Source organism: Comamonas sp. FG99 (assembly GCF_057808605.1).
Window position 1 is genome coordinate 99,110 of sequence record NZ_JBMDII010000014.1, and the last position, 20,560, is coordinate 119,669.

Consider the following 20,560-nt stretch of genomic DNA (forward strand, 5'->3'; position numbering starts at 1 on the left):
GATATGAGCCTCAGGCAGGGCGGGCGCCATCGAAGGCCGCTTGCAGCACGGTGCGCACGGCAGCCCGATCCACCGGCCGCGGGTTCCAGTACGGCCGCGCGGTGGCGATGGCCGCGGCGCGGTCGAGCTCGGACTGCTCCATGCCCAGGGCGCGCAGCGAGGTTGGTGCGCCGTTGTCGCGGGCCAGATCCCACACGCCGGCGGCCGCGCTGCCCCGGGTGCCCAGGGCCTCGGCCATGCGGCGCATGGCGTCGCCGGCATGGCTGGCGTTGAAGTCCAGCACATAGGGCAGCACGACGGCATGGGTCTGCGCATGCGGCAGATTGAAGCTGCCGCCCAGCGTATGGCACAGCTTGTGGTGCAGTGCCATGCCACCATGGGCCAGCACCGTGCCGCACAGCCAGGCGCCATACAGGGCCGAGCTGCGGGCCCCGGCATCCGCCGGGTTGGCGCGAATGCCCGGCAACCCGGCGGCGAGCGCGCGGATGCCTTCCTGCGCCATCAGGCGCGTGACCGGGTTGGCGTTGGCCGCATAGAGGCCCTCGGCGGCGTGCGCGATCGCGTTGATGCCGCTGGTCACCGACATGTCCGCGGGCAGCGTGAACGTGAGTTCGGGGTCGTAGATCACGGTGCGGGGCAGGACCCGGGCATCGGTGCCGGTGCGTTTTTCGCCATCCTGCGTGATGCCGTAGATGGGGGTCATCTCGCTGCCGGCATAGGTGGTGGGCACCGCCAGGATCGGCAGGCCGCTGTCCAGCGCAATCGCCTTGCCCAGGCCGATGGTGGAGCCGCCGCCCAGGGCGATGGCGCAATCGGCATCGCGTTCGCGCGCCACTTCACGGGCTTCGCGGGCGGTCTCCAGCGGCACGTGCATCACGGCACGGTCGAAGATACCGGCCGAGCGCGCACCCAGCCGTTGGGCAATGGCTTCGGCGCCTGCCCGCTGCTCCGGGGTGGACAGTACCAGGGCCCGTCGGGCGCCGAGTGCGTCCAGTTCGGCTTCGAGCTGCTGCAGGGCGCCGGCGCCGAATACGACCCGGCCCGGAAGCGCTTGATAGACAAAGGATTGAGGCATGGAAGCTCCGCTTTCAGGATTGCTGGCAATCGACCTGGTGGCGCGCGGTGCGCGGCGGGGCCAGCTCCTGCGCAGCAGTGGCGGGGTTGAGCACGAAGTCGTACTGCAGCGTGTAGAAGGGCTGTTCTGAATGCGAGCCGTCCGGCGCAATGCCGGGCCCATGGCGCACCCAGTCGGCCACCAGGGTCGAGCGCACGCCGAACACGGCATCCGAATCGAGGTAGGCGCCGCCATCGCGAAAGACATGGGTGATCAGCCGCTCGTAGCCGGGCGCCGCGATCATGAAGTGCAGGTGCGCCGGCCGCCAGGGGTGGCGCCCCAGCGCCGCCAGCATGCGGCCCACCGGGCCATCGTGCGGAATGGGGTAGGGCACGGCCAGGATGGAGCGAAAGCGAAAGCGCCCCTGGGCATCGGTGCGCAGGCGCGCCCGAGCCCGGTGTTCGTGCGCGCTGCCGGCGGCGGGCAGCTGCACGTCGTAGTGGCCGTCCTCGTCCGACTGCCAGACGTCCATGAGCGCGCCCGCCACCGGCCGGCCATCGAGGCCCCGCACCTGGCCGCTCACATAGCAGGGCTCGCCGCAGGCGCCGTTGGCGATGTCGGCACCCAAGTCCAGCTGCGGAGCGCCATCGACAAAGAAAGGGCCGAACACGGTGGATTCGGTGCAGGCCGGCGGTTTGGCATTGTTCTGGGCCGTCACCAGGGTGGACAGCCCAAGGGTGTCCGACAGCAGGATGAATTCCTGGCGCTTGTCGTCGCTGATGTGGCCCACGGCAGTCAGGAAGCCGACCGCTTGCTCCCACTCGGCCTCGGTGAGCTTGACTTCACGGGCGAAGGAGTGCAGGTGCTGCACCAAGCTGGTCATGATGGTCAGCAGCCGGGGGTTGCCGCAGTCGACCATGGCCGCAATCACGGCCTGGGTGATGGTGTCTTCATTGATGTTGCGCATGCCCTTGTCTCCTGGTGCCGGGCTTGAAACCCGAATGGAGCAATGATGCAAGCTTGGAAATGGAAGAAAAATACCTAGAATACAAATCTTATTTCCATCTAGTGGAAGAATTGCCGGGCATGGACCGCTGGACGCAAATCGAACTATTCGTGCAGGTGGTGGAACTGGGCAGCCTGTCCAAGGCCGCGGAAAAGCTGGGCCTGTCGAATGCGGCGGCCAGCCGCTATCTGAGCGGCCTGGAGGAACGCCTGGGCGCCCGGCTGGTGGAGCGCACGACGCGCAGGCTGTGGCTGACCGATGCCGGGCGCAGCTACCACCAGGCTTGCAGTTCCATGCTGGCCGAGATGGCCGATGCCGAGGCTGAGGTCAACTCAGTGACATCCAACCCGAGCGGGGTGCTGCGCATCACGAGCTCGGTTTCGTTCGCCATGATCCACATCGCGCCAGCGCTGCCGGAACTGCGGCGGCGCTACCCCAAGCTGGCAATTCAGGTCACGACGGCAAACCGCTATCCGGGCTTTATTGAAGCGGGTATCGATGTGGCCATCCGCACGCGCGAACACGAGGGTGATTCGGGCATCACGGTGCGCCGCCTGGCGCAGATGCGGCGCGTGCTGGCGGCATCGCCCGCCTACCTGGCCGCGCAGGGGCGGCCCAGGCAGCCGCAAGACCTGGCTCGGCACCAGATGCTGGTCTACAACCTTGCCAATGATCCCTATGTGCTGCACCTCAAGCGCCGCAAGGACGCCTGTGCGATAGACATCCTGCCCGCGCTGGATGCCAATGAAGGGCAGGTGATAAGGGCTGCGGCACTGGCCGGTCTGGGCATCCTGATCCAGCCTCAGTACATCATCCACGACGACATCGTCGCCGGCCGCCTGATCCCGGTGCTGCCCGAATGGGAGCTACCACCCCTGACGATCAATATCGCCTACCAGAGCCGCCGCCACCAGCCGGCGAAGATCAAGGTCTTCACCGAATTCCTGGTCGAGCGCTTCGCCAGGCTCGACCTTGAGCGGAAATGGGCGTCATAGCAGGGTCTCCACGGTCTGCGCCACCAGGGCGGCAGCGGCGGCGCTGCCGGGGCCCTACCGGCGTAGCCGCATGCATTGGCGCGGGGGAGGCGCTGTCATGCGTGTCACTTGGCGTTGATCAAGCCTAGCATCTCCAGATTTTGGCGCTCGCTGATCCACAGGCGCTCAGCCGTCTTGCGGTAGTCTTCGCTGCTCAAATAGTTATCGGTCAGGTCGAAGGTCGCCATGGCCTTCTTTAGATTGGCGTCACCCATTGCGGCCTTGATGGCATTCTGAATTTTCTTTACCACCTTGGGGTCCATGCCCTTGGGACCAACCAGGCCAATGGGGCTTTCCAGCACCAGGTCGATGCCTACCTCGCGTGCTGTGGGTACATGGGCTTGCATGCGTTTGTCAGTGAAGGTGACGAGTGCTCGGCCATCCGCCTGCCGTACTGCGGCGGCCCAGCCGCCGTCAAGCACGCTTTGCACATGGCCACCCTTGAAGGCGGGCACCATCTCGGCGCCGCCCTTGTAAGGAACGGCCTCCAGCTTCAGGCCCATTTTCCGCTCCAGCAGCACCGTGGCGGCATGGCCCGGGCTACCTGCGCCGCTGTTGGCGACGGTGATCGGCTGCGGCGCTGCCTTGGCTGCGGCCACGAAGTCGTCTAGCGTCTTCCAAGGTGATTGGGATGGCACGACCAGCCCATAGGTATAAGCCGCAAAGCCGACGACATAGGTCAGATCATTCATGGGATCGTACGGCACCTTCTGCATGTGCGGCACCATGAATAGGGTGATGGGGGCTACGGCCAGCTGGTAGCCGTCGTTTTGCTTGGACTGCGCCATAAAGGCGGCAGCCAGGGTGCCACCGGCACCGGAGCGATTGTCCACGACGACGTGCTGGCCTAGCGTTTGGCTTAACACCGGGGCCATGGCGCGCATCATCGAGTCGGTGGCGCTTCCAGGAGGGAACGGGACGTAGAGCGTGATGGGCTTGTGCGGGTAGTCTGTATTGGCCTGCGCTTGCGTGGTTGCGCCGAGCGCGGCTAGCGACACTGCGGCGCAGAAGGCGCGGCGGGTGCGGAGCGAAAGAATGCGGTTCATGTTTGTCTCCTCAGTGGAATGGTTCGTTGATGGGGGATGGGGGGAATGCGTTGCGTTGCGACTAGAGGAAGTCGCTGAAACGGGGTTGGCCGGTCCAGGCCGTAAGCCCGCCGTCGACCGCCAGGTTGATGCCGGTGATGTACGAGGCGTCGGGTGAGCACAGAAAGGCAATGGCGCCCGCGATCTCCTCGGGCTGGGCCGGCCGCGCCATGGGGATATGGCGTTCATAGGCTGCCATCAGTGCGGGCCGCTCGAAGAATTTCTGCGTCAGCGGCGTGTTCACCAGGCCCGGGCAGACCGCGTTGATGCGCACGCCATCGCGGGCATGGTCCAGCGCAAGCGTGCGCGTCAGATTGACTACGCCGCCCTTGGCAGCCGCATAGGCCGCAAAGCCATAGTCGCCCGCCAGGCCCGAGATGGAGGCCGTGTTCACCATGCAGCCGCGCGATGCCCGCAGGTGCGGCATAGCCGCCTTGGCCGCATGGAAGACCGAGCTCAGGCTCACGTCGAGCACGCGCTGCCAGCGCTCCTCGGTAAGCTCGGTCACACCGCAGTAGGCGCCGATGCCGGCATTATTTACGAGTGTGTCCAACCCGCCCAGGGTCTGCACGGCCTGCCCCACCAGGGCGGCAACGGCGGCGGCGTCGCCCGCGTCGGCCACCTGGCCGGCAGCGCTGCCGGGGCCATGCCGGCGCAGCTCCTGCACCAAGGCGTCGAGCCGCCCGGCATCGATATCGGACAGCAGCACATTCGCGCCTTCCTGCACGAAGCGCCGCGCGGTGGCGGCGCCAATGCCCGAGGCTGCGGCGGTAATGAGCACGCGGGTGTTCTTGAAGCGTTGCATGGAGATCTCGCGGTTCAGGGGTTTTCGGGGAACACCAGCACCTTGGATGCGGCTTTGGAGCGCGCGAGCGCAAAACCCTCTTCGATGCGTGAGAGTGGCAGCCGATGCGTCACCATGGGCGCCAGCCGCGGGCCGTGCTTGGCCAGCAGGCGTACCACGGCCTCCCAGTCGCGCGGGCCGGAGCCATAGGCGCCACGGATCTGCAAACGCTTGCGTACCAGATGGCTCACGTCCAGGCTGGCGTTCTGGAAATGGATGCCGCTGCATGTGAGCACGCCGCCCACGGCCAGCGCCTGCAACGCATCGGCCAGGCTTTGCGGGTGCCCGGTGGCTTCGAATACACGGTCCACCATGCTATTTCCGCCCGTGCAGCGGGCAACGGCATCCGCCAGGGTTTCATGGGCCAGATCGGCAAGGTTTTCCAGGCCCAGCGCCTGGCATTGGCGCAAGCGTTCGGTGTCGTTCAGGCCCGCAACGATGACGGTGCCGGCTCCGGCAAGCATGGCTTGCACGGCGATACCCTGGCCGATGGTGCCGGGCCCCAACACCAGCACCGTGGCGCCGGGCGGCACCTGCCCCGTACGCAGGGCGTTGTGGGCCACGGCCAGCGGCTCAGCCAACGCAGCCAGTGCCAAATCGACGTGCGGCGCCAGCGTATAGCAGTTTGCCGCCGGCACCTTGGCCTGGCAGCAGAAGGCGCCCTCGCGCGTGACGCCTAGAAAACCCACGGCCGAGCAGCGCTCTGCATCGCCTGCCTGGCAGGCGGCGCAGCGGCCGCAGCACAACGTGGGTTGCACGGTCACGCGGTCGCCGGGGCGCAGGTTGCTCACTTCGGCGCCCACGGCTGTCACGGTACCTGCGAACTCGTGGCCCATGGTCACCGGCAGCCGCTCGGCCAGCCAGGCGAACGTGGAGTCATGCCAGTCGGCGATGTGCAGGTCGCTGCCGCAGATGCCGGTGGCATGCACCTGCACCAGCACCTCATCGGGACCGCAGGGAGTTGGTTCGGGAATATGCTGCAGCGTCAGCCCTGGGGCCGGGCCGGTCTTGCGCAAGGCCAGCATCGATAGTCCTTTCTCAGGCAGCGCGGAACTGCGGAATGTTCTCGTAGTAGGGAATCATCACGTCACCGCTGCCCTCGGGCACCACGCCCAGCGCGGCTGCGGTGACGGGGTGCGCCACATCGGGGTCGGTGATGATCTCGATGCAGGCCGGCTTGCCGCTGGCGATCGCGCGTTGCACTGCCGGCGCCACCTGGTCGATGTCGGTCACGCGTTCGCCATGGCAGCCGAAGGCCGCCGCGATGTTGGCGTAGTGCGTGTCGCCGAGCCGGGAGATGGCGTCGTAGTCCTGCCCGTACAGGATCTGCTGGCCGTGCAGCGACATGCCCCAGACCTTGTTGTTCAGGATCACGGTGATGATGGGCAGCCCGCGCCGGGCCATGATGTCGAACTCGCCGATATGAAAGCCCATGGCGCCATCGCCAGTGACCTGCACCACCCGCCGCCCGGGCGCCGCGATTTGCGCGCCTATGGCATGGCCGGGCCCGGTCCCCAGGCAGCCGAGGTAGCCTTGGCCGATCATGTGGCCGGGCTCGCTGACACGGACATGGTGCGCCGCCCAGCTGGAAGATTCGCCGCCGTCGAGCACGAAAATGGCATCCGGCCCGGCGGCTTCGATCGCAGCCTTGGCGCCGTGGTAGGGGTGGATGCCCTGGCTGGTCTGCTGCTGCGGATATTGCTGCTCCACCAGCCATTGCGCGCCCACGGCCTGGCGTACCCAGGCCGAGCGCTCGGGCCAGTCCAGCACAGTCGCAGCCGCGGCGAGCTGCTGGCAGACCGCATCGCAATCGGCGCTTATGGCGAGATCGATGGGACGGATGCGGCCGATCTCGGCGGCGTCGCTGTGCACCTGGATCAGCCGCGCGTCCTTGGCCAGGATGCTGTTGCCACGCCCGCCCATACGCAGTCCCAGGCGCTGGCCGAGCAGCAGGATCACATCCGGCTTGTGCTCGCCCAGCAGCGCGATATTGCCGGCCTGGTGGCCATTGAGCGGGTGGCTGGCGGGCAGCACGCCCATGCCGCGGGCGGCCATGAACACCGGGATCTGCGCGGTCTGCGCGAATGCCGCCAGGCTGTCGCCGCAGCGTGCCTGGGCGGCCTCGACGCCGCAGATGATGGCCGGGCGCTTTGCCTGCCGCAGCATGGCAAGCGCTGCCTCGATCTCCTGCGGTGCCGCCTGGGGCTGCGGGCGGTTGGCAGCGTCGGAAAACGGGGTGGCGAATCCGGCGGGCACGGGAAGGTGCATCACGTCGATGGGCACCTCCAGCAGCACGGCACCCTTGCGCCCGGTGGTGGCCTTGCGGATGGCCATGGCGGTGATGTCGGGAATGCGCTCGGGGTTGGTGATGCGGTGTGCCCATTTCGCGCTCGGCAGTGCCATCGCGATCTGGTCGATGCCGCCTTGCAGCTCGTTCGTCAGCGTCTCGCGCAGCGGTGGTGCGCCCACGATGAACAGCACCGGGATGCTGTCCAGCTGGGCGTTGGCGATGGCCGAGATCGCGTTGGTGAAGCCGGGCCCCGATGTGACCACGCACACGCCGATGCGGCCGGTGATCCGCGCATAGGCGTCGGCAGCATGGCCGGCGGAAGATTCGTGGCGGAAGTCGATCAGCTCGATTTCCTGCTGCCGGCAGCCGTGGAAGAAGGCGTCGAGGTGCCCGCCGTGCAGGGCGAATACTTTGTCGACGCTGGCGCTGCGCAGCGCCTGGGCGAGCAGGGCGCCGCCGTTCGAAAAATGCTGGGATTGCATGGTCAGGCCTTCTGGAGATGGTTGGTTTCGGGAGAATGGGAGCGGGCAAACAGCGTGACGATGAGCGCGCCCGCCGCGACCAGCGCTCCCGCCAGATGGAAGGCCGGCGCAAAACCGCCGGACTCCCGTACGATGAAACCGGTGATCAGCGGCGAAAGCATGCCGCCCAGGTTGGCGACCAGCACCATGAAGCCGCCGACCGTACCCATGCTTTCAGCGCGCACCGCCTGCATGGCAATCGCGAAATAGGTCGGCCCGGTCAGATACATGAAGCCCACGCCAAATGCCATGCAGACCACGGCCGTGAACGCGCTGCTGGCCGAGCCCGCCTGGAATACGGCGGCCGCGGCCAGCAGCAGTCCAGGCACCAGCACCAGCTTGCGTGCCCGAAGTGGATCGCCGGTCTTGCGCACCGCCCAATCGCAGATATAGCCGCCCGCGACCAGCCCGATCACGCCCAGCAGCCAGGGCACCGCGCTGGCCCAGCTCATGTCACTGAGCTTCATCTGGAAGGCCTGTGTGAGATAGCTGGGAAACCATGCCAGGAAGAAATACAGCATGTAGGTGTAGGCGAAGAAGCAGACCGTGACCGCCAGCACCGTGGGCTGGGCCAGGGCGCGCCACAAGCCTCCCTGGGCCTGCTGGCTGTGTTCCTGCGCGGCCTGGGCGGCGGCCTCTTGCTCCACGAGGCGGTGCGAGGCCTGGTCCAGCCAGCGGTTGGCGGCTGGATGATCGCTGGCCAGGAAGATCCAGCACAGCACCCACAGCAGCCCGATGCAGGCGATCAGCACCAGCGAGCCCCGCCAGCCGATGAAGACCGCCAGCATGCCCACCAGCGGGCCGGCGATCACGCCGCCCAGTGGTTGGCCGGCGCTGGCCAGGCCGAAGGCGCTGGTGTAGCGGTCCTGCGGAAACCAGCGCACCAGCACCTTGTTGGCCGAGGCGATCCAGGGCGACTCGCCAATGCCGAACAGGGTGCGGATCGCCAGCAGCGAGACGAGGTTGAAAGCGGCGCCGGTCAGCGCGCAGAACAGCGACCACAGCGTCATCGAGACAATCAGGGTCCTGCGGGCGCCGAAGCGGTCCGCGGCCCAGCCGCCGACGAAGCAGAAGGCGGTATAGCCAAACGAAAAGAAGCTGAACGTCAGGCCCATCTGCACCGCGTCCAGGCCGAGGTCTTTGGCGATCTGCGGCGCCAGCACCGAGAACACGGCGCGGTCCATGTAGTTGATCAGGCCGCCGCAGAACAGGAGCGCCAGAATCACGCCCCGCAGTGTGGAGAGCTTCATGCGCCCTCCCATGTAGATGTCAGAATTGCCATGGTGTCTCCTGTCCCCCGCAAGGGGGCCGATGTTGAAATTTCTGAAGCGCGCCTTGGTCTGAAGACGCGCATGCATCGTATCGAGAAGTTGGCGGAAATTCAACCTATTGAATGGAATTCAGTATTGTGAATAAAAAATCGATCGGCGGCATACCTGGAGATGCGTCCGCTGCCCCGAAAACCGAAGTGGGCGCGGTCGTCAATGCGATCCGGATCCTCAAATACCTGGCGTCGCTGAACGGCCCGGAGGGCGTGACCGCTATCGCGCGGGCGACAGGCATCAGCCCCAGCACGAGCTTCAACATCTTGCGCACCCTGCATGCGCAGGACATCGTGTCGCTTGACCCGGGCGCCAAGACTTACCAACTGGGCATCGGCCTGGCGGAGATCATGGGCGGGGTCATCGCGATGTCGCCCTTCCAGCTCATCCAGCCGGAGCTGGACCGGATCTCCGACGCATCGGGGGGCCAGGCCGTGCTGTGGCGGCGCAGCGGCGAGGAGTGGACGGCGGTGGCCAGCGGCCGGATGAGCACGCCGGTGCGCATCGAAACCGGGCTAGGGGTGCGCCTGCCGCTGCATGCGGGGGCGGTGGGCCGGATGACGGCCGCTGTTGAGGGGCTGGACCGCAAGGCGCTTGGCAAGATCCACGCCGAACTGGAATTTGAGGATGCGCCGGAGTTGGAGGATTTCTTGCTGCAGATAGCCCGAGCCAAGGAGGCCGGCTGGGCATTGGATGACAGCCAGACCTACTACGGCGTGACTGGCGTGGCCTCGGTGATCGTTGATCGCCAGGGGCAGCCGCAGTTTGGCATCAGCGCTGTTTTTCTGACCTATCGGCGCCAATTGGAACTGCTGGAGCAGGTGGGGCAGGATCTGCGCCAGACCTGCGCGCGCATCTCCTCGGTTCTCTACCGTTGAAGCAGGATTGGCGCCTATGGGTGCCTTGGAGCTCGGCAGCGCCGCTGTGGCCGCTTCTCACCATGACCCTTGCAGATCATTGGTGGAGCGGCAGGGGATGGGTGATGAGCTCGCTGCGGCTCAGGATTCCAGCGCGCCTAGGGCGCGGGCGGTGATTTCCTCCACGCTGCCCATGCCGCTGATGGCACGGTACTTGGGGGCGCTGGCCGCATCGCGTTGGGCCCAGGCGCTGTAGTAGTCGACCAGCGGGCGGGTTTGCTGGCTGTAGACGTCGAGACGCTTCTTGACGGTTTCTTCCTTGTCGTCCTCGCGCTGGATCAGCGCCTCGCCGGTCACGTCGTCCTGGCCTTCGACCTTGGGCGGGTTGAACTTGACGTGGTAGGTGCGGCCCGAGGCCGGGTGCGAGCGGCGGCCGCTCATGCGCTCGATGATGGCGTCGAAGGGCACGTCGATCTCCAGCACGTAGTCGAGCTTCACGCCGGCATCCTTCATCGCGTCGGCCTGCGGGATGGTGCGGGGAAAACCATCGAACAGGAAGCCGTTGGCGCAGTCGGCCTGGGCGATGCGTTCCTTGACGAGGTTGATGATGAGGTCGTCGCTCACCAACTGGCCGGCATCCATCACGGCCTTGGCCTGCAGGCCCAGTGGCGTGCCGGCCTTGACGGCCGCACGCAGCATGTCGCCGGTGGAGATTTGGGGGATGCCGTATTTCTGGCAGATGAATGTCGCCTGCGTGCCTTTGCCGGCACCAGGCGCTCCCAGTAGGATCAGCTTCATACTCTTCCTCGAATGGTTATATCTTTATGGCAGCAGAAACGGGCCTGCAAAGCCCGTCACTGTGTGGAAACTGAGTTGAGCATATCACGGCGCGGATGAATGTCACCTAATTGAAATCGTGGGTTTTACCGAGGTGTTCCGGTCTGGAACAAGCGGCTGCTCAGAGGCGCATGGGCCGCGGACATGGGCAAAGGCCGCTAGACTGCCGTGAGAATTAGGAAGGATTTATGAGAATTTCGCTGCCGGAACAAAAAAAGTGGGTGCACGACTCCCTGATGGACGTGCGCTGGGGCGATATGGACAGGCTCGGGCATGTCAACAACACGGTGTATTTCCGCTACATGGAGACGGCCCGGGTCGAGTGGCTGCATGGCCTGCCCCAGTCACCCTACAGCCAGGGGCGCGGCGCGGTGGTGGTGAATGCGTTTTGCAATTTCGTGCGCCAGATCGAATACCCGGCGCGGTTGCTGGTGAAGATGTATGTCAGCGATCCCACGCGCACCGCGTTCGAGACCTGGTACGAGATCGAGCAGGAGGGCGAACCCGGTGTGCTCTATGCCAGCGGCGGCGCCACCATAGTCTGGGTCGACCAGGTGCAGCGCAAGGCGGTGGATCTGCCGCAGTCCCTGCGCGCCATGGTTCAAGCCTGAGGGCGCGGTCAGAGCCTGCGCAGCTGCGCCAGCGCCGCGCGCAGCGTCTCGTCCTTCTTGGCAAAGCAAAAGCGGATCACCTTCTGGTCGAAGCCGTCGCCATAGAAGGCCGACAGCGGGATCGCCGCCACGCCGTGCTCCTTGACCAGCTGCTGGCAGTAGTCGGCCTCCGGCAGGTCGGTGACGGCGGAGATGTCCGCGCACTGGAAGTAGGTGCCGGTACAGGGCAGCAGCTTGAAACGTGAGCCGGCCAGGCCTTCGCGGAACAGGTCGCGCTTGGCGCTGTAGAAGGCCGGCAGCTCGCGGTAGGGCGCCGGGTTCTTCAGGTAGTCGGCCAGGCCGACCTGCATCGGCGTGTTGACGGTGAAAACGTTGAACTGGTGCACCTTGCGGAATTCGGCGCTCAGCGCGGCGGGGGCGGCCACGGTGCCGACCTTCCAGCCGGTCACATGGAAGGTCTTGCCGAAGCTCGATACCACGAAGGCCCGCGCCGCCAGCCCGGCAAAGCGCGATGCGCTCTGGTGCTGGGCGCCGTCGAACACCATGTGCTCGTAGACCTCGTCGCTGAGCAGCAGCACATTGGTGGGCGCGAGCAAATCCTGCAGCTGTTGCATCTCTTGCGCGGTCCAGGTGCTGCCGCTGGGGTTGTGCGGGCTGTTGATGATGAGCAGGCGCGTCTTGCCGGTGATGGCGGCGGCGATCTTGCCGAAGTCGGGCCGAAAGCTGATCGGCGTGAGCGGCACGCGCACCGCGGTGCCGCCGGCCAGCACGATGTTGGGCGCATAGCTGTCGTAGCAAGGGTCGAGCACGATGACTTCGTCGCCCGGGCCCACGCAGCACAGGATGGCCGTCAGGATCGCCTGGGTGGCGCCGGCGGTGACGGTGATCTCGCTGGTCGCGTCGTAGCGGCGGCCGTACAGCGCCTCGATCTTCTGCGACACGGCTTCGCGCAGCACCGGCACGCCGGGCATGGGCGGGTACTGGTTGTGGCCGGCCTGCATGGCGCGGGTGACGGCGTCGACCAGGGCCGGGTCGCAGTCGAAATCCGGAAAGCCCTGGCCCAGGTTGACGGCCCGGTGCTCGGTGGCCAGCGCCGACATCACGGTGAAGATGGTGGTGCCCACGGCGGGCAGGCGGCTTTCGAAGGCGGGGGTGGTCGCTTGCATGGTGCGGAAATAATAGTGAAATATGCCAGTATCTATTGAATGGCAGGCGTTTGCAGCTATCAATAAAGGATCTTCACAGCTCGTAGTCGGCCACATGGCCGACCATGGCACGGTCGATCAGGTCGCGGCTCAGCCGGTCGCTCAGCAGTTCGGCGAACTTGTAGACGAAATTGCGCATGTAGGCGCCGCGCTTGAAGGCTACGCGCGCCACGTTCTGGCCGAAAAGGTGGCCCATGGGGCGCACGGCCAGGTCCTTGAGCGGGTCGTCGCGCATCGCCATCTCGGCCACGATGCCCAGGCCCAGGCCCAGGCGCACATAGGTCTTGATCACGTCGGAGTCGATGGCTTCCAGCACGATCCTGGGCGTGAGATGGCGCTGCGCCATTGCATGGTCGATCTTGCCGCGGCCGGTGAACGAGGGGTGGTAGGTGACCAGCGGCTCCGCCGCGATGTCCTCCAGCGTGATGCGCTCCTTCTGCGCCAGCGGATGCTGGTGGGGCAGCACCAGCACGTGCTGCCACTCGTAGCAGGGTAGCGTGACCAGGTCGGGGTAGTCCGACAGCGACTCGGTGGCCATGCCGATTTCCGCCTGCTCATCTATCACCATGCGGGCCACTTCGTGCGGCGTGGCCTGGTGCAGACTGACGGTGACCTTGGGGTAGTGCTCGCGCAGCTTGGCCACGGGCACGGGCAGCACGTAGCGCGCCTGGGTGTGGGTGGTGGCAATCGCCAGCGTACCGCTGTCCTGGGCGCTGTACTGGTCGCCGATGCGCTTCAAGTTGCCCACCTCGCGCATGATGATCTCTATGCTCTTGAGCACCTGCAGGCCAGGCTCGGTAATGCGCTTGAGGCGCTTGCCGTGGCGCGCGAAGATATCGATCCCGAGCTCTTCCTCCAGCTCGATGATGGCCTTGGAGACGCCGGGTTGCGAGGTGTGCAAGGCCTTGGCGGCCTCGGTCAGGTTGAGGTTGCGGCGCGCGGCCTCTTGCACGAAACGGAACTGATGCAGGTTCATACGTCAGGGTATGTATAAAGTTGTGCATCATTATGCTTTAGAAGCATATGCATCAGGGCTGCAAATGGTCTCCCGCCACGGCCGTGAGCAATTGCAGCACCCGGGCATCCTCGCCCATCGCGGGCGCAATCTGCAGCTGCAGCTGCGGATGCTGGCGGGCCAGCCCGGCCACCAGCGCGGGAATGTCTTCGCTGGCATGCCGGCCCACGCCGAACAGCAGCGGCCAGATGGTGATGGTGGTAAGAGCCGGGTGCGCGCGCAGCAGCCGGGCCAGCTCCTCGGGCAGGCTCGGCTCGCACCAGTCGAGGTAGGCGCTGCCGACCGCGGCGCCCGGATAGGCGGCATGTACCGATTGCAGCAGCTGCTCGGCATTGCGGCGCCAGAAGGGGTCGCGCGAGCCGTGCGACAGCAGGATCAGTCCGTGGCTGGGGGAGGTGGTGTGGCGCATGCCGGTTTGATGGGGTGTTTCAATAAAAACGCCGCGCAAGGGCGGCGTCGTTCAGCAGCGGAGAGGGCCGGCGCTTAAGCCAGCACCTTGGCCACGCAGGCGCAGACGTAGTCGATGTTCTTGCTGTTGAGCGCGGCCACGCACATGCGGCCGGTGTCGGTGCCGTACACGCCGAATTCGCTGCGCAGGCGCACCATCTGGTCCTTGGACAGGCCGGAGTAGCTGAACATGCCGATCTGTGTGGTGATGAAGCCCATGTCTTGCTTCACGCCGGCGGCCTTCAGGCCGTCGACCAGCTTCTGGCGCATTTGCTTGATGCGCACGCGCATCTCGCCCAGTTCCTTCTCCCACAGCGCGCGCAGCTCGGGGTTGTTCAGCACCGCGGCCACCACGGCGCCGCCATGGGTGGGCGGGTTGGAGTAGTTGGTGCGGATGACGATCTTGAGCTGGCTCAGCACGCGGGCGGCTTCGTCCTTGTCGGCGCAGACCACCGACAGCGCGCCCACGCGCTCGCCGTACAGGCTGAAGCTCTTGGAGAACGAGGTGGACACGAAGATGCTCAGCCCAGCGGCGACGAACTTGTCGACGGCGGCGCCGTCTTCCTGGATGCCGTGGCCAAAGCCCTGGTAGGCCATGTCCAGGAAGGCGGTGAGCTTGCGGGCCTTGACCGTGGCGATCACCTGGTCCCACTGCGCGGCGCTGATGTCATAGCCGGTGGGGTTGTGGCAGCAGGCGTGCAGCACCACGATGGTGCCGGGCGCGGCGGCGTTCAGGTCGGCCAGCATGCCGTCGAAATCGACCGAGCGGGTGGCGGCATCGTAGTAGCGGTAGCTGCCGACTTCGAAGCCTGCGTTGGTGAAGATGGCGCGGTGGTTTTCCCAGCTCGGGTCGGAGATCAGCACCTTGGCTTCGGGGTTGAGCTTCTTCAGAAAGTCGGCGCCGATCTTCAGGCCGCCGGTGCCGCCCACGGCCTGCACCGTGGCCACGCGGCCGGCCTTGACCGGCTCGGAGTCGGCGCCGAACACCAGGGCCTTCACCGCGCTGTCATAGGCGGCAATGCCGTCGATCGGCAGGTAGCCGCGCGGCGTGGGCTTGTCCATCATGGCCTTTTCCGCGGCCTGCACGCACTGCAGCAGCGGAAGTTTGCCGTTGTCGTCGAAATACACACCCACGCCCAGATTCACCTTGTTGGGGTTGGTGTCGGCGGCGAATTGCTCGTTCAGACCCAGAATCGGGTCGCGGGGTGCCATTTCGACGGCGGAAAACAGAGACATGTCGAGTCCTTGAAGGGTGGAAATACGGTGTGTCGCCCCCAGATGACCTCCATCCGACCAGGGATGAGCCCTCAATTTGCATTAGGCTTTGGGGTAAACCCAAGTATTCTAGCTGCGCCAGCAGCCGCAGGCACACCATGCACGAAGTCACCACCGAGGCGCCCGCCGCAGGGCAGTTTGTCCAGTATCCGGATTCGCCGTTCCAGCTGTTCCAGCCCTATCCGCCTGCCGGCGACCAGCCCACCGCGATCGCGCAGCTGGTGGAGGGCGTGCAGGATGGCGAAGCCTTCCAGACCCTGCTGGGCGTGACCGGCTCGGGCAAGACCTTCACCATGGCGAACGTGATTGCGCAGCTGGGGCGGCCCGCGATCGTCTTCGCGCCCAACAAGACGCTCGCCGCCCAGCTGTACAGCGAGTTCCGCGAGTTCTTCCCGAAGAACGCGGTGGAGTACTTCGTCAGCTACTACGACTACTACCAGCCCGAGGCCTATGTGCCGCAGCGCGACCTGTTCATCGAGAAGGACAGCGCGATCAACGAGCACATCGAGCAGATGCGCCTGTCGTGCACCAAGAGCATCATGGAGCGGCGCGACGTGGTCATCGTGGGCACGGTGTCGGCCATCTACGGCATCGGCGAGCCCGAGAGCTACCACCGCATGATCATGACCATGCGCGTGGGAGACCAGATGAGCCAGCGCGACGCGATCTCGCAGCTCATCCGCATGCAGTACCAGCGCAACGACCAGGATTTCTCGCGCGGCAAGTTCCGCGTGCGCGGCGACACCATCGACGTGTTCCCGGCCGAGCACTCGGAGCTGGCAATCCGCATCGAGCTGTTCGACGACGAGATCGAGACGCTGTCGCTGTTCGACCCGCTCACCGGCCGCATCCAGCAGAAGATCCCGCGCTTCACCGTCTACCCCAGCAGCCACTATGTGACGCCGCGCGACAAGGTGCTGGCTGCGGTCGAGACCATCAAGCAGGAGCTGGCCGAGCGGCTCAAGCAGCTGGTGGACGAAGGCAAGCTGGTGGAGGCGCAGCGGCTGGAGCAGCGCACCCGGTTCGACCTGGAGATGCTCAGCGAGGTCGGGCACTGCAAGGGCATCGAGAACTACACCCGCCACCTCTCGGGCGCGGCGCCGGGCGATCCGCCCAGCACGCTGACCGACTACCTGCCTGGCGACGCGATCATGTTCCTGGATGAAAGCCACCAGATGATCGGCCAGCTCAACGCCATGTACAACGGCGACCGGGCGCGCAAGACCACGCTGGTGGAATATGGCTTCAGGCTGCCTTCGGCACTGGACAACCGGCCGCTGAAGTTCGAGGAGTTCGAGCGCCGCATGCGGCAGGTGATCTTCGTCTCGGCCACGCCGGCGGACTACGAGAAGACCCACGCCGGCCAGGTGGTGGAGCAGGTGGTGCGGCCCACCGGCCTGGTCGACCCCGAGGTGGAGGTGCGCCCTGCCACCCACCAGGTGGACGACGTGCTGCAGGAGATCCGCCTGCGGGTGGAGCAGCGCGAGCGCGTGCTCATCACCACGCTGACCAAGCGCATGGCCGAGCAGCTGACCGAATACCTCACCGACAACGGCGTCAAGGTGCGCTACCTGCACAGCGACGTGGACACGGTGGAGCGGGTGGAGATCATCCGCGACCTGCGCCTGGGCAGCTTCGACGTGCTGGTGGGCATCAACCTGCTGCGCGAGGGCCTGGACATTCCGGAGGTATCGCTGGTGGCGATCCTGGATGCGGACAAGGAAGGCTTTCTGCGCGCCGAGCGCAGCCTGATACAGACCATAGGCCGGGCCGCGCGCAACCTCAACGGCAAGGCCATCCTGTATGCCGACCGCATCACCGACTCGATGAAAAAGGCCATGGACGAGACCGGGCGGCGCCGGGCCAGGCAGATTGAGTTCAACGAAAAAAATGGAATACAACCCAAGAGCATTGTCAAGAGGGTGCGCGACCTTATTGACGGTGTCTACAGCGCCAAGGCGCTGGGTGAAATCGAGCGCGTAGAGCAGGAAGCGCTGCAAAAAGCCCAGATCGAGGATTTGTCGGAAAAGGATATTTCCAAGGAAATCAAACGCTTGGAGAAGCAGATGCTCGAATATGCGCGCAATCTGGAGTTCGAGGCCGCGGCGCGCACACGCGACCAGCTGAGCCTGCTGAAGGAGCGGGCCTTCGGCGCCAGCAGCCATTTCCTAGGGAATCCACCAAAGGGTTAATCCTGAGAAATTTCGCTTTCACGCGCTTACTTGAGCACGGTGAGGGGGTTTGTGCTATACTTGCGTAAAACACTCAACAACAAGAAGAAAGCCCTTATCGATGAATGGGAGTCGCCTTGCGAAAGCAGGGTGGAGCGACGGGCTAGGACGATGCCGTTGCGGGTGGCTTGCCTGCAACGGAATGTCTTTGATGATCAAGCCTGACCTCTAAGGAATGATTATGCGACTCACGACCAAAGGCCGTTTTGCAGTAACCGCAATGATTGATCTGGCACTGCGCCAGAACAATGGCCCCGTGACTCTTGCCGCCATCAGCCAGCGCCAGCAGATTTCGCTGTCGTATCTGGAGCAGCTGTTTGGCAAGCTGCGCCGCCACGAGCTGGTGGAATCCACCCGTGGCCCGGGCGGTGGCTACACGCTGGCGCGCAAGGCTGCCGAGATCACTGTGGCCGACATCATCGTCTCGGTGGACGAGCCGATCGATGCCACGCAGTGCGGCGGCAAGGAAAACTGCCTGGGCGAGGCCGGCCGCTGCATGACGCACGAGTTGTGGGCATCGCTGAACCAGCGCATGGTGGAGTTCCTGGATTCCGTGACCCTGCAGAAGCTGGTGGACGACCAATTGGCCAAGGGCATCCAGATCGAGGACAAGCCCGTGGTGCGCCGCGCCATCTCGACCACGCCGGTGGTCAAGCCGATTCGCGTCACGGCGCCCAATTCCGTGTTTGCCCTTGGCAACGCGTTTGCCAAGTCATGAAGCCTTGCAGCGGATTCGCCATGCCGTAAACACTACAGTTCGCGGCCGCGGCTGTCATGCATGCGCATGACAGCCTTGGTGTGGCCGCTTGCAATCAGAAGATAGCTATCGATAACAGAGCCAGCCGAGAGAGCCTGCCATGGACATGACCCCACATTTCCCGATTTACCTGGATTACGGCGCGACCACGCCGGTCGACCCGCGCGTGGTGCAAGCCATGATACCGTGGCTCGGCGAGCATTACGGCAACCCGGCATCGCGCAGCCATGCCTGGGGCTGGGAGGCGGAGGCCGCGGTCGAGAAGGCGCGCGCCGACGTGGCCGCGCTGATCAATGCCGATCCCCGGGAAATCGTGTGGACCAGCGGTGCGACCGAGTCCGACAACCTGGCGATCAAGGGCGCAGCCCAGTTCTACAAGGGCAAGGGCAAGCACCTGATCACGGTGAAGACCGAGCACAAGGCCGTGCTGGACACCATGCGCGCCCTGGAGCGCGAAGGCTTCGAGGTCACCTACATGGACGTGCAGGAAAACGGCCTGCTCGACCTGGAGGCGCTCAAGGCCGCGATCCGTCCGGACACCATCCTGATCAGCGTGATGTTCGTGAACAACGAAATCGGCGTGATCCAGGACATTCCTGCGATCGGCGAGCTGTGCCGCGACAAGGGCATCATCTTCCACGTCGATGCGGCCCAGGCCACCGGCAAGGTGGAGATCGACCTGCAAAAGCTCAAGGTCGACCTGATGAGCCTGGCTTCGCACAAGAGCTACGGCCCCAAGGGCATTGGCGCGCTGTACGTGCGCCGCAAGCCGCGCATTCGCATCGAGGCACAGATGCATGGCGGCGGCCATGAGCGCGGCATGCGCTCGGGCACGCTGCCCACGCACCAGATCGTCGGCATGGGCGAGGCCTTCCGCCTGGCCCGCGAGGAAATGGCGCAGGACTACGCCCACGCCAAGGCGCTGCAGCAGCGCATGCTGGACGGCCTCTCGGATATCGAGCAGGTGTTCATCAACGGCGACCTGGTGCACCGCGTGCCGCACAACCTGAACATCAGCTTCAATTTCGTCGAGGGCGAGTCGCTGATCATGGGCATCAAGGGGCTGGCGGTGTCGTCCGGCTCGGCCTGCACTTCGGCCAGCCTGGAGCCGAGCTATGTGCTGCGCGCGCTGGGCCGCAGCGACGAGCTGGCCCACAGCAGCCTGCGCATGACCTTCGGCCGCTTCACCAAGGCGGAGGATATCGACTACGCGGTCGAGTCGATCCGCACCAACGTGGCCAAGCTGCGCGAGCTCTCGCCGCTGTGGGAAATGTACAAGGACGGGGTGGACCTCTCCACCATCCAATGGGCGGCGCACTGACGGGCCGCAAGACTAGTTGACGAGGTATCAAAATGGCATATTCGGACAAGGTCATCGACCACTACGAAAACCCCCGCAACGTGGGCTCGTTCGACAAGGGTGACGAGTCGGTGGGCACCGGCATGGTGGGCGCACCGGCCTGCGGCGACGTGATGAAGCTGCAGATCAAGGTCAATCCCGACACCGGCGTCATCGAGGACGCGCGCTTCAAGACCTATGGCTGCGGCTCGGCGATCGCTTCGTCGTCGCTGGTGACCGAATGGGTCAAGGGCAAGACGCTGGACGAGGCGGCTGCGCTCAAGAACAGCGAGATCGCGCAGGAGTTGGCGCTGCCGCCGGTGAAGATCCACTGCTCCATCCTGGCGGAAGACGCCATCAAGGCCGCGGTGTCGGACTACAAGGCCAAGCACGCCGCCAAGGTGGAGGCCTGATCGCACCATGGCCGTCACGCTTTCCGAATCGGCCGCACGCCACATCCATCGCTACCTGTCGCGGCGCGGCAAGGGCGTGGGCGTGCGCCTGGGGGTCAAGACCACGGGCTGTTCCGGCTTGGCCTACAAGCTGGAATATGTGGATGAGCAGGCGCCCGAGGACGTGGTGTTCGAAGACCATGGCGTGAAGGTGATGATCGATCCCAAGAGCCTGGCCTATATCGACGGCACCGAGCTGGACTTTGTGCGCGAAGGGCTGAACGAGGGTTTCAAGTTCCACAACCCGAACGAGCGCGATCGCTGCGGCTGCGGCGAGAGCTTCCGGGTGTAATCAAAAAAGAGAGCTGGAAGCGTTTGATTTTATTGGTTTTCAATATAAAAACTATCTGAAAACCAATAGAGGTAAGCGCAAGCAGC

General features: G+C 65.2%; 20 protein-coding genes. 8 read left to right on the plus strand and 12 right to left on the minus strand.

All coding sequences use genetic code 11. The features are described from left to right. Window positions 1–10 precede the first annotated feature (10 nt). Both ACODRX_RS11675 and ACODRX_RS11680 read right to left on the minus strand, forming a co-directional pair. The gene (locus ACODRX_RS11675; RefSeq protein ID WP_488871668.1) at window positions 11–1,075 is read right to left on the minus strand and encodes a maleylacetate reductase; all 1,065 of its coding nucleotides are present in this window, start codon (window positions 1,073–1,075) and stop codon (window positions 11–13) included. A 13-nt stretch (window positions 1,076–1,088) separates the two neighbouring features. Beyond that, the gene (locus tag ACODRX_RS11680) at window positions 1,089–2,021 is read right to left on the minus strand and encodes an intradiol ring-cleavage dioxygenase (protein ID WP_488871669.1); all 933 of its coding nucleotides are present in this window, start codon (window positions 2,019–2,021) and stop codon (window positions 1,089–1,091) included. 119 nt (window positions 2,022–2,140) lie between these two features. Here ACODRX_RS11680 and ACODRX_RS11685 point away from each other — a divergent pair, with 119 nt between their 5' ends. After that, window positions 2,141–3,055: a LysR family transcriptional regulator gene (locus tag ACODRX_RS11685; protein ID WP_488871700.1), complete on the plus strand. Its 915-nt coding sequence runs from the start codon at window positions 2,141–2,143 to the stop codon at window positions 3,053–3,055. Window positions 3,056–3,159: 104 nt separating this feature from the next. Here ACODRX_RS11685 and ACODRX_RS11690 read toward each other — a convergent pair whose 3' ends face one another. The 5 genes from ACODRX_RS11690 to ACODRX_RS11710 all read right to left on the minus strand — a co-directional run bounded on the left by ACODRX_RS11690 (window position 3,160) and on the right by ACODRX_RS11710 (window position 9,084). Next, window positions 3,160–4,140 carry a tripartite tricarboxylate transporter substrate binding protein gene (locus ACODRX_RS11690; protein WP_488871670.1) on the minus strand — a complete coding sequence of 327 codons (981 nt, stop codon included), beginning with the start codon at window positions 4,138–4,140 and terminating at the stop codon, window positions 3,160–3,162. Window positions 4,141–4,201: 61 nt separating this feature from the next. Further along, window positions 4,202–4,984 (minus strand): meso-2,3-butanediol dehydrogenase, encoded by a 783-nt coding sequence (gene budC / locus ACODRX_RS11695; protein ID WP_488871671.1) that lies wholly within the window; start codon window positions 4,982–4,984, stop codon window positions 4,202–4,204. Between the two features lie 14 nt (window positions 4,985–4,998). Continuing rightward, window positions 4,999–6,048, minus strand: coding sequence for a zinc-dependent alcohol dehydrogenase (locus tag ACODRX_RS11700; protein WP_488871672.1), 1,050 nt, complete (start codon window positions 6,046–6,048; stop codon window positions 4,999–5,001). 13 nt (window positions 6,049–6,061) lie between these two features. Then, window positions 6,062–7,795: a thiamine pyrophosphate-binding protein gene (locus ACODRX_RS11705; protein WP_488871673.1), complete on the minus strand. Its 1,734-nt coding sequence runs from the start codon at window positions 7,793–7,795 to the stop codon at window positions 6,062–6,064. A 2-nt stretch (window positions 7,796–7,797) separates the two neighbouring features. Beyond that, the gene (locus tag ACODRX_RS11710; RefSeq protein WP_488871674.1) at window positions 7,798–9,084 is read right to left on the minus strand and encodes an MFS transporter; all 1,287 of its coding nucleotides are present in this window, start codon (window positions 9,082–9,084) and stop codon (window positions 7,798–7,800) included. 143 nt (window positions 9,085–9,227) lie between these two features. On the opposite strand from ACODRX_RS11710, the gene ACODRX_RS11715 reads away from it, so the two are divergent. Next, the gene (locus ACODRX_RS11715) at window positions 9,228–10,034 is read left to right on the plus strand and encodes an IclR family transcriptional regulator (protein WP_488871675.1); all 807 of its coding nucleotides are present in this window, start codon (window positions 9,228–9,230) and stop codon (window positions 10,032–10,034) included. A 120-nt stretch (window positions 10,035–10,154) separates the two neighbouring features. Here ACODRX_RS11715 and adk read toward each other — a convergent pair whose 3' ends face one another. Next, window positions 10,155–10,811 (minus strand): adenylate kinase, encoded by a 657-nt coding sequence (gene adk / locus ACODRX_RS11720; RefSeq protein WP_488871676.1) that lies wholly within the window; start codon window positions 10,809–10,811, stop codon window positions 10,155–10,157. A 260-nt stretch (window positions 10,812–11,071) separates the two neighbouring features. On the opposite strand from adk, the gene ACODRX_RS11725 reads away from it, so the two are divergent. Continuing rightward, entirely contained in the window at window positions 11,072–11,461 is a 390-nt protein-coding gene (locus ACODRX_RS11725; protein ID WP_488871677.1) for an acyl-CoA thioesterase, read from the plus strand. Window positions 11,462–11,469: 8 nt separating this feature from the next. Here the strand turns inward: ACODRX_RS11725 and ACODRX_RS11730 are convergent, their stop codons facing one another. The 4 genes from ACODRX_RS11730 to ACODRX_RS11745 form a co-directional block, all read right to left on the minus strand. Continuing rightward, window positions 11,470–12,627 (minus strand): pyridoxal phosphate-dependent aminotransferase, encoded by a 1,158-nt coding sequence (locus tag ACODRX_RS11730; RefSeq protein ID WP_488871678.1) that lies wholly within the window; start codon window positions 12,625–12,627, stop codon window positions 11,470–11,472. A 73-nt stretch (window positions 12,628–12,700) separates the two neighbouring features. After that, the gene (locus ACODRX_RS11735; RefSeq protein ID WP_488871679.1) at window positions 12,701–13,642 is read right to left on the minus strand and encodes a CysB family HTH-type transcriptional regulator; all 942 of its coding nucleotides are present in this window, start codon (window positions 13,640–13,642) and stop codon (window positions 12,701–12,703) included. A 52-nt stretch (window positions 13,643–13,694) separates the two neighbouring features. Continuing rightward, complete coding sequence (locus ACODRX_RS11740) at window positions 13,695–14,090, minus strand: sirohydrochlorin chelatase (protein ID WP_488871680.1); 396 nt, start codon at window positions 14,088–14,090, stop codon at window positions 13,695–13,697. A 74-nt stretch (window positions 14,091–14,164) separates the two neighbouring features. Further along, window positions 14,165–15,364, minus strand: a complete 1,200-nt coding sequence (locus ACODRX_RS11745; RefSeq protein WP_488871681.1) for an amino acid aminotransferase — start codon at window positions 15,362–15,364, stop codon at window positions 14,165–14,167. Between the two features lie 137 nt (window positions 15,365–15,501). On the opposite strand from ACODRX_RS11745, the gene uvrB reads away from it, so the two are divergent. The 5 genes from uvrB (at window position 15,502) to iscA (ending at window position 20,474) form a co-directional block, all read left to right on the plus strand. Continuing rightward, complete coding sequence (gene uvrB, locus ACODRX_RS11750) at window positions 15,502–17,595, plus strand: excinuclease ABC subunit UvrB (protein ID WP_488871682.1); 2,094 nt, start codon at window positions 15,502–15,504, stop codon at window positions 17,593–17,595. 220 nt (window positions 17,596–17,815) lie between these two features. Beyond that, on the plus strand, window positions 17,816–18,352 hold the full coding sequence (iscR, locus tag ACODRX_RS11755) for a Fe-S cluster assembly transcriptional regulator IscR (RefSeq protein WP_460482365.1): 537 nt from the start codon (window positions 17,816–17,818) through the stop codon (window positions 18,350–18,352). A 139-nt stretch (window positions 18,353–18,491) separates the two neighbouring features. Continuing rightward, window positions 18,492–19,712, plus strand: coding sequence for an IscS subfamily cysteine desulfurase (locus ACODRX_RS11760; RefSeq protein WP_488871683.1), 1,221 nt, complete (start codon window positions 18,492–18,494; stop codon window positions 19,710–19,712). Window positions 19,713–19,744: 32 nt separating this feature from the next. Beyond that, on the plus strand, window positions 19,745–20,143 hold the full coding sequence (iscU, locus tag ACODRX_RS11765) for a Fe-S cluster assembly scaffold IscU (protein ID WP_488871684.1): 399 nt from the start codon (window positions 19,745–19,747) through the stop codon (window positions 20,141–20,143). Window positions 20,144–20,150: 7 nt separating this feature from the next. After that, the gene (gene iscA, locus ACODRX_RS11770; RefSeq protein WP_488871685.1) at window positions 20,151–20,474 is read left to right on the plus strand and encodes an iron-sulfur cluster assembly protein IscA; all 324 of its coding nucleotides are present in this window, start codon (window positions 20,151–20,153) and stop codon (window positions 20,472–20,474) included. The last annotated feature ends 86 nt before the right edge of the window (window positions 20,475–20,560 follow it).

Excerpts from the sequence above, each read along its gene's own strand:
- ACODRX_RS11690 (WP_488871670.1), bottom strand. The coding sequence starts at position 4,140 with ATGAACCGCATTCTTTCGCTCCGCACCCGCCGCGCCTTCTGCGCCGCA.
- ACODRX_RS11745 (WP_488871681.1), bottom strand. The coding sequence starts at position 15,364 with ATGTCTCTGTTTTCCGCCGTCGAAATGGCACCCCGCGACCCGATTCTG.
- ACODRX_RS11760 (WP_488871683.1), top strand. The coding sequence starts at position 18,492 with ATGGACATGACCCCACATTTCCCGATTTACCTGGATTACGGCGCGACC.
- iscU (WP_488871684.1), top strand. The coding sequence starts at position 19,745 with ATGGCATATTCGGACAAGGTCATCGACCACTACGAAAACCCCCGCAAC.
- ACODRX_RS11735 (WP_488871679.1), bottom strand. The coding sequence starts at position 13,642 with ATGAACCTGCATCAGTTCCGTTTCGTGCAAGAGGCCGCGCGCCGCAAC.
- ACODRX_RS11705 (WP_488871673.1), bottom strand. The coding sequence starts at position 7,795 with ATGCAATCCCAGCATTTTTCGAACGGCGGCGCCCTGCTCGCCCAGGCG.
- budC (WP_488871671.1), bottom strand. The coding sequence starts at position 4,984 with ATGCAACGCTTCAAGAACACCCGCGTGCTCATTACCGCCGCAGCCTCG.
- uvrB (WP_488871682.1), top strand. The coding sequence starts at position 15,502 with ATGCACGAAGTCACCACCGAGGCGCCCGCCGCAGGGCAGTTTGTCCAG.
- iscR (WP_460482365.1), top strand. The coding sequence starts at position 17,816 with ATGCGACTCACGACCAAAGGCCGTTTTGCAGTAACCGCAATGATTGAT.
- ACODRX_RS11685 (WP_488871700.1), top strand. The coding sequence starts at position 2,141 with ATGGACCGCTGGACGCAAATCGAACTATTCGTGCAGGTGGTGGAACTG.
- adk (WP_488871676.1), bottom strand. The coding sequence starts at position 10,811 with ATGAAGCTGATCCTACTGGGAGCGCCTGGTGCCGGCAAAGGCACGCAG.
- ACODRX_RS11700 (WP_488871672.1), bottom strand. The coding sequence starts at position 6,048 with ATGCTGGCCTTGCGCAAGACCGGCCCGGCCCCAGGGCTGACGCTGCAG.
- iscA (WP_488871685.1), top strand. The coding sequence starts at position 20,151 with ATGGCCGTCACGCTTTCCGAATCGGCCGCACGCCACATCCATCGCTAC.
- ACODRX_RS11740 (WP_488871680.1), bottom strand. The coding sequence starts at position 14,090 with ATGCGCCACACCACCTCCCCCAGCCACGGACTGATCCTGCTGTCGCAC.
- ACODRX_RS11715 (WP_488871675.1), top strand. The coding sequence starts at position 9,228 with ATGGAATTCAGTATTGTGAATAAAAAATCGATCGGCGGCATACCTGGA.
- ACODRX_RS11675 (WP_488871668.1), bottom strand. The coding sequence starts at position 1,075 with ATGCCTCAATCCTTTGTCTATCAAGCGCTTCCGGGCCGGGTCGTATTC.
- ACODRX_RS11710 (WP_488871674.1), bottom strand. The coding sequence starts at position 9,084 with ATGAAGCTCTCCACACTGCGGGGCGTGATTCTGGCGCTCCTGTTCTGC.
- ACODRX_RS11680 (WP_488871669.1), bottom strand. The coding sequence starts at position 2,021 with ATGCGCAACATCAATGAAGACACCATCACCCAGGCCGTGATTGCGGCC.
- ACODRX_RS11730 (WP_488871678.1), bottom strand. The coding sequence starts at position 12,627 with ATGCAAGCGACCACCCCCGCCTTCGAAAGCCGCCTGCCCGCCGTGGGC.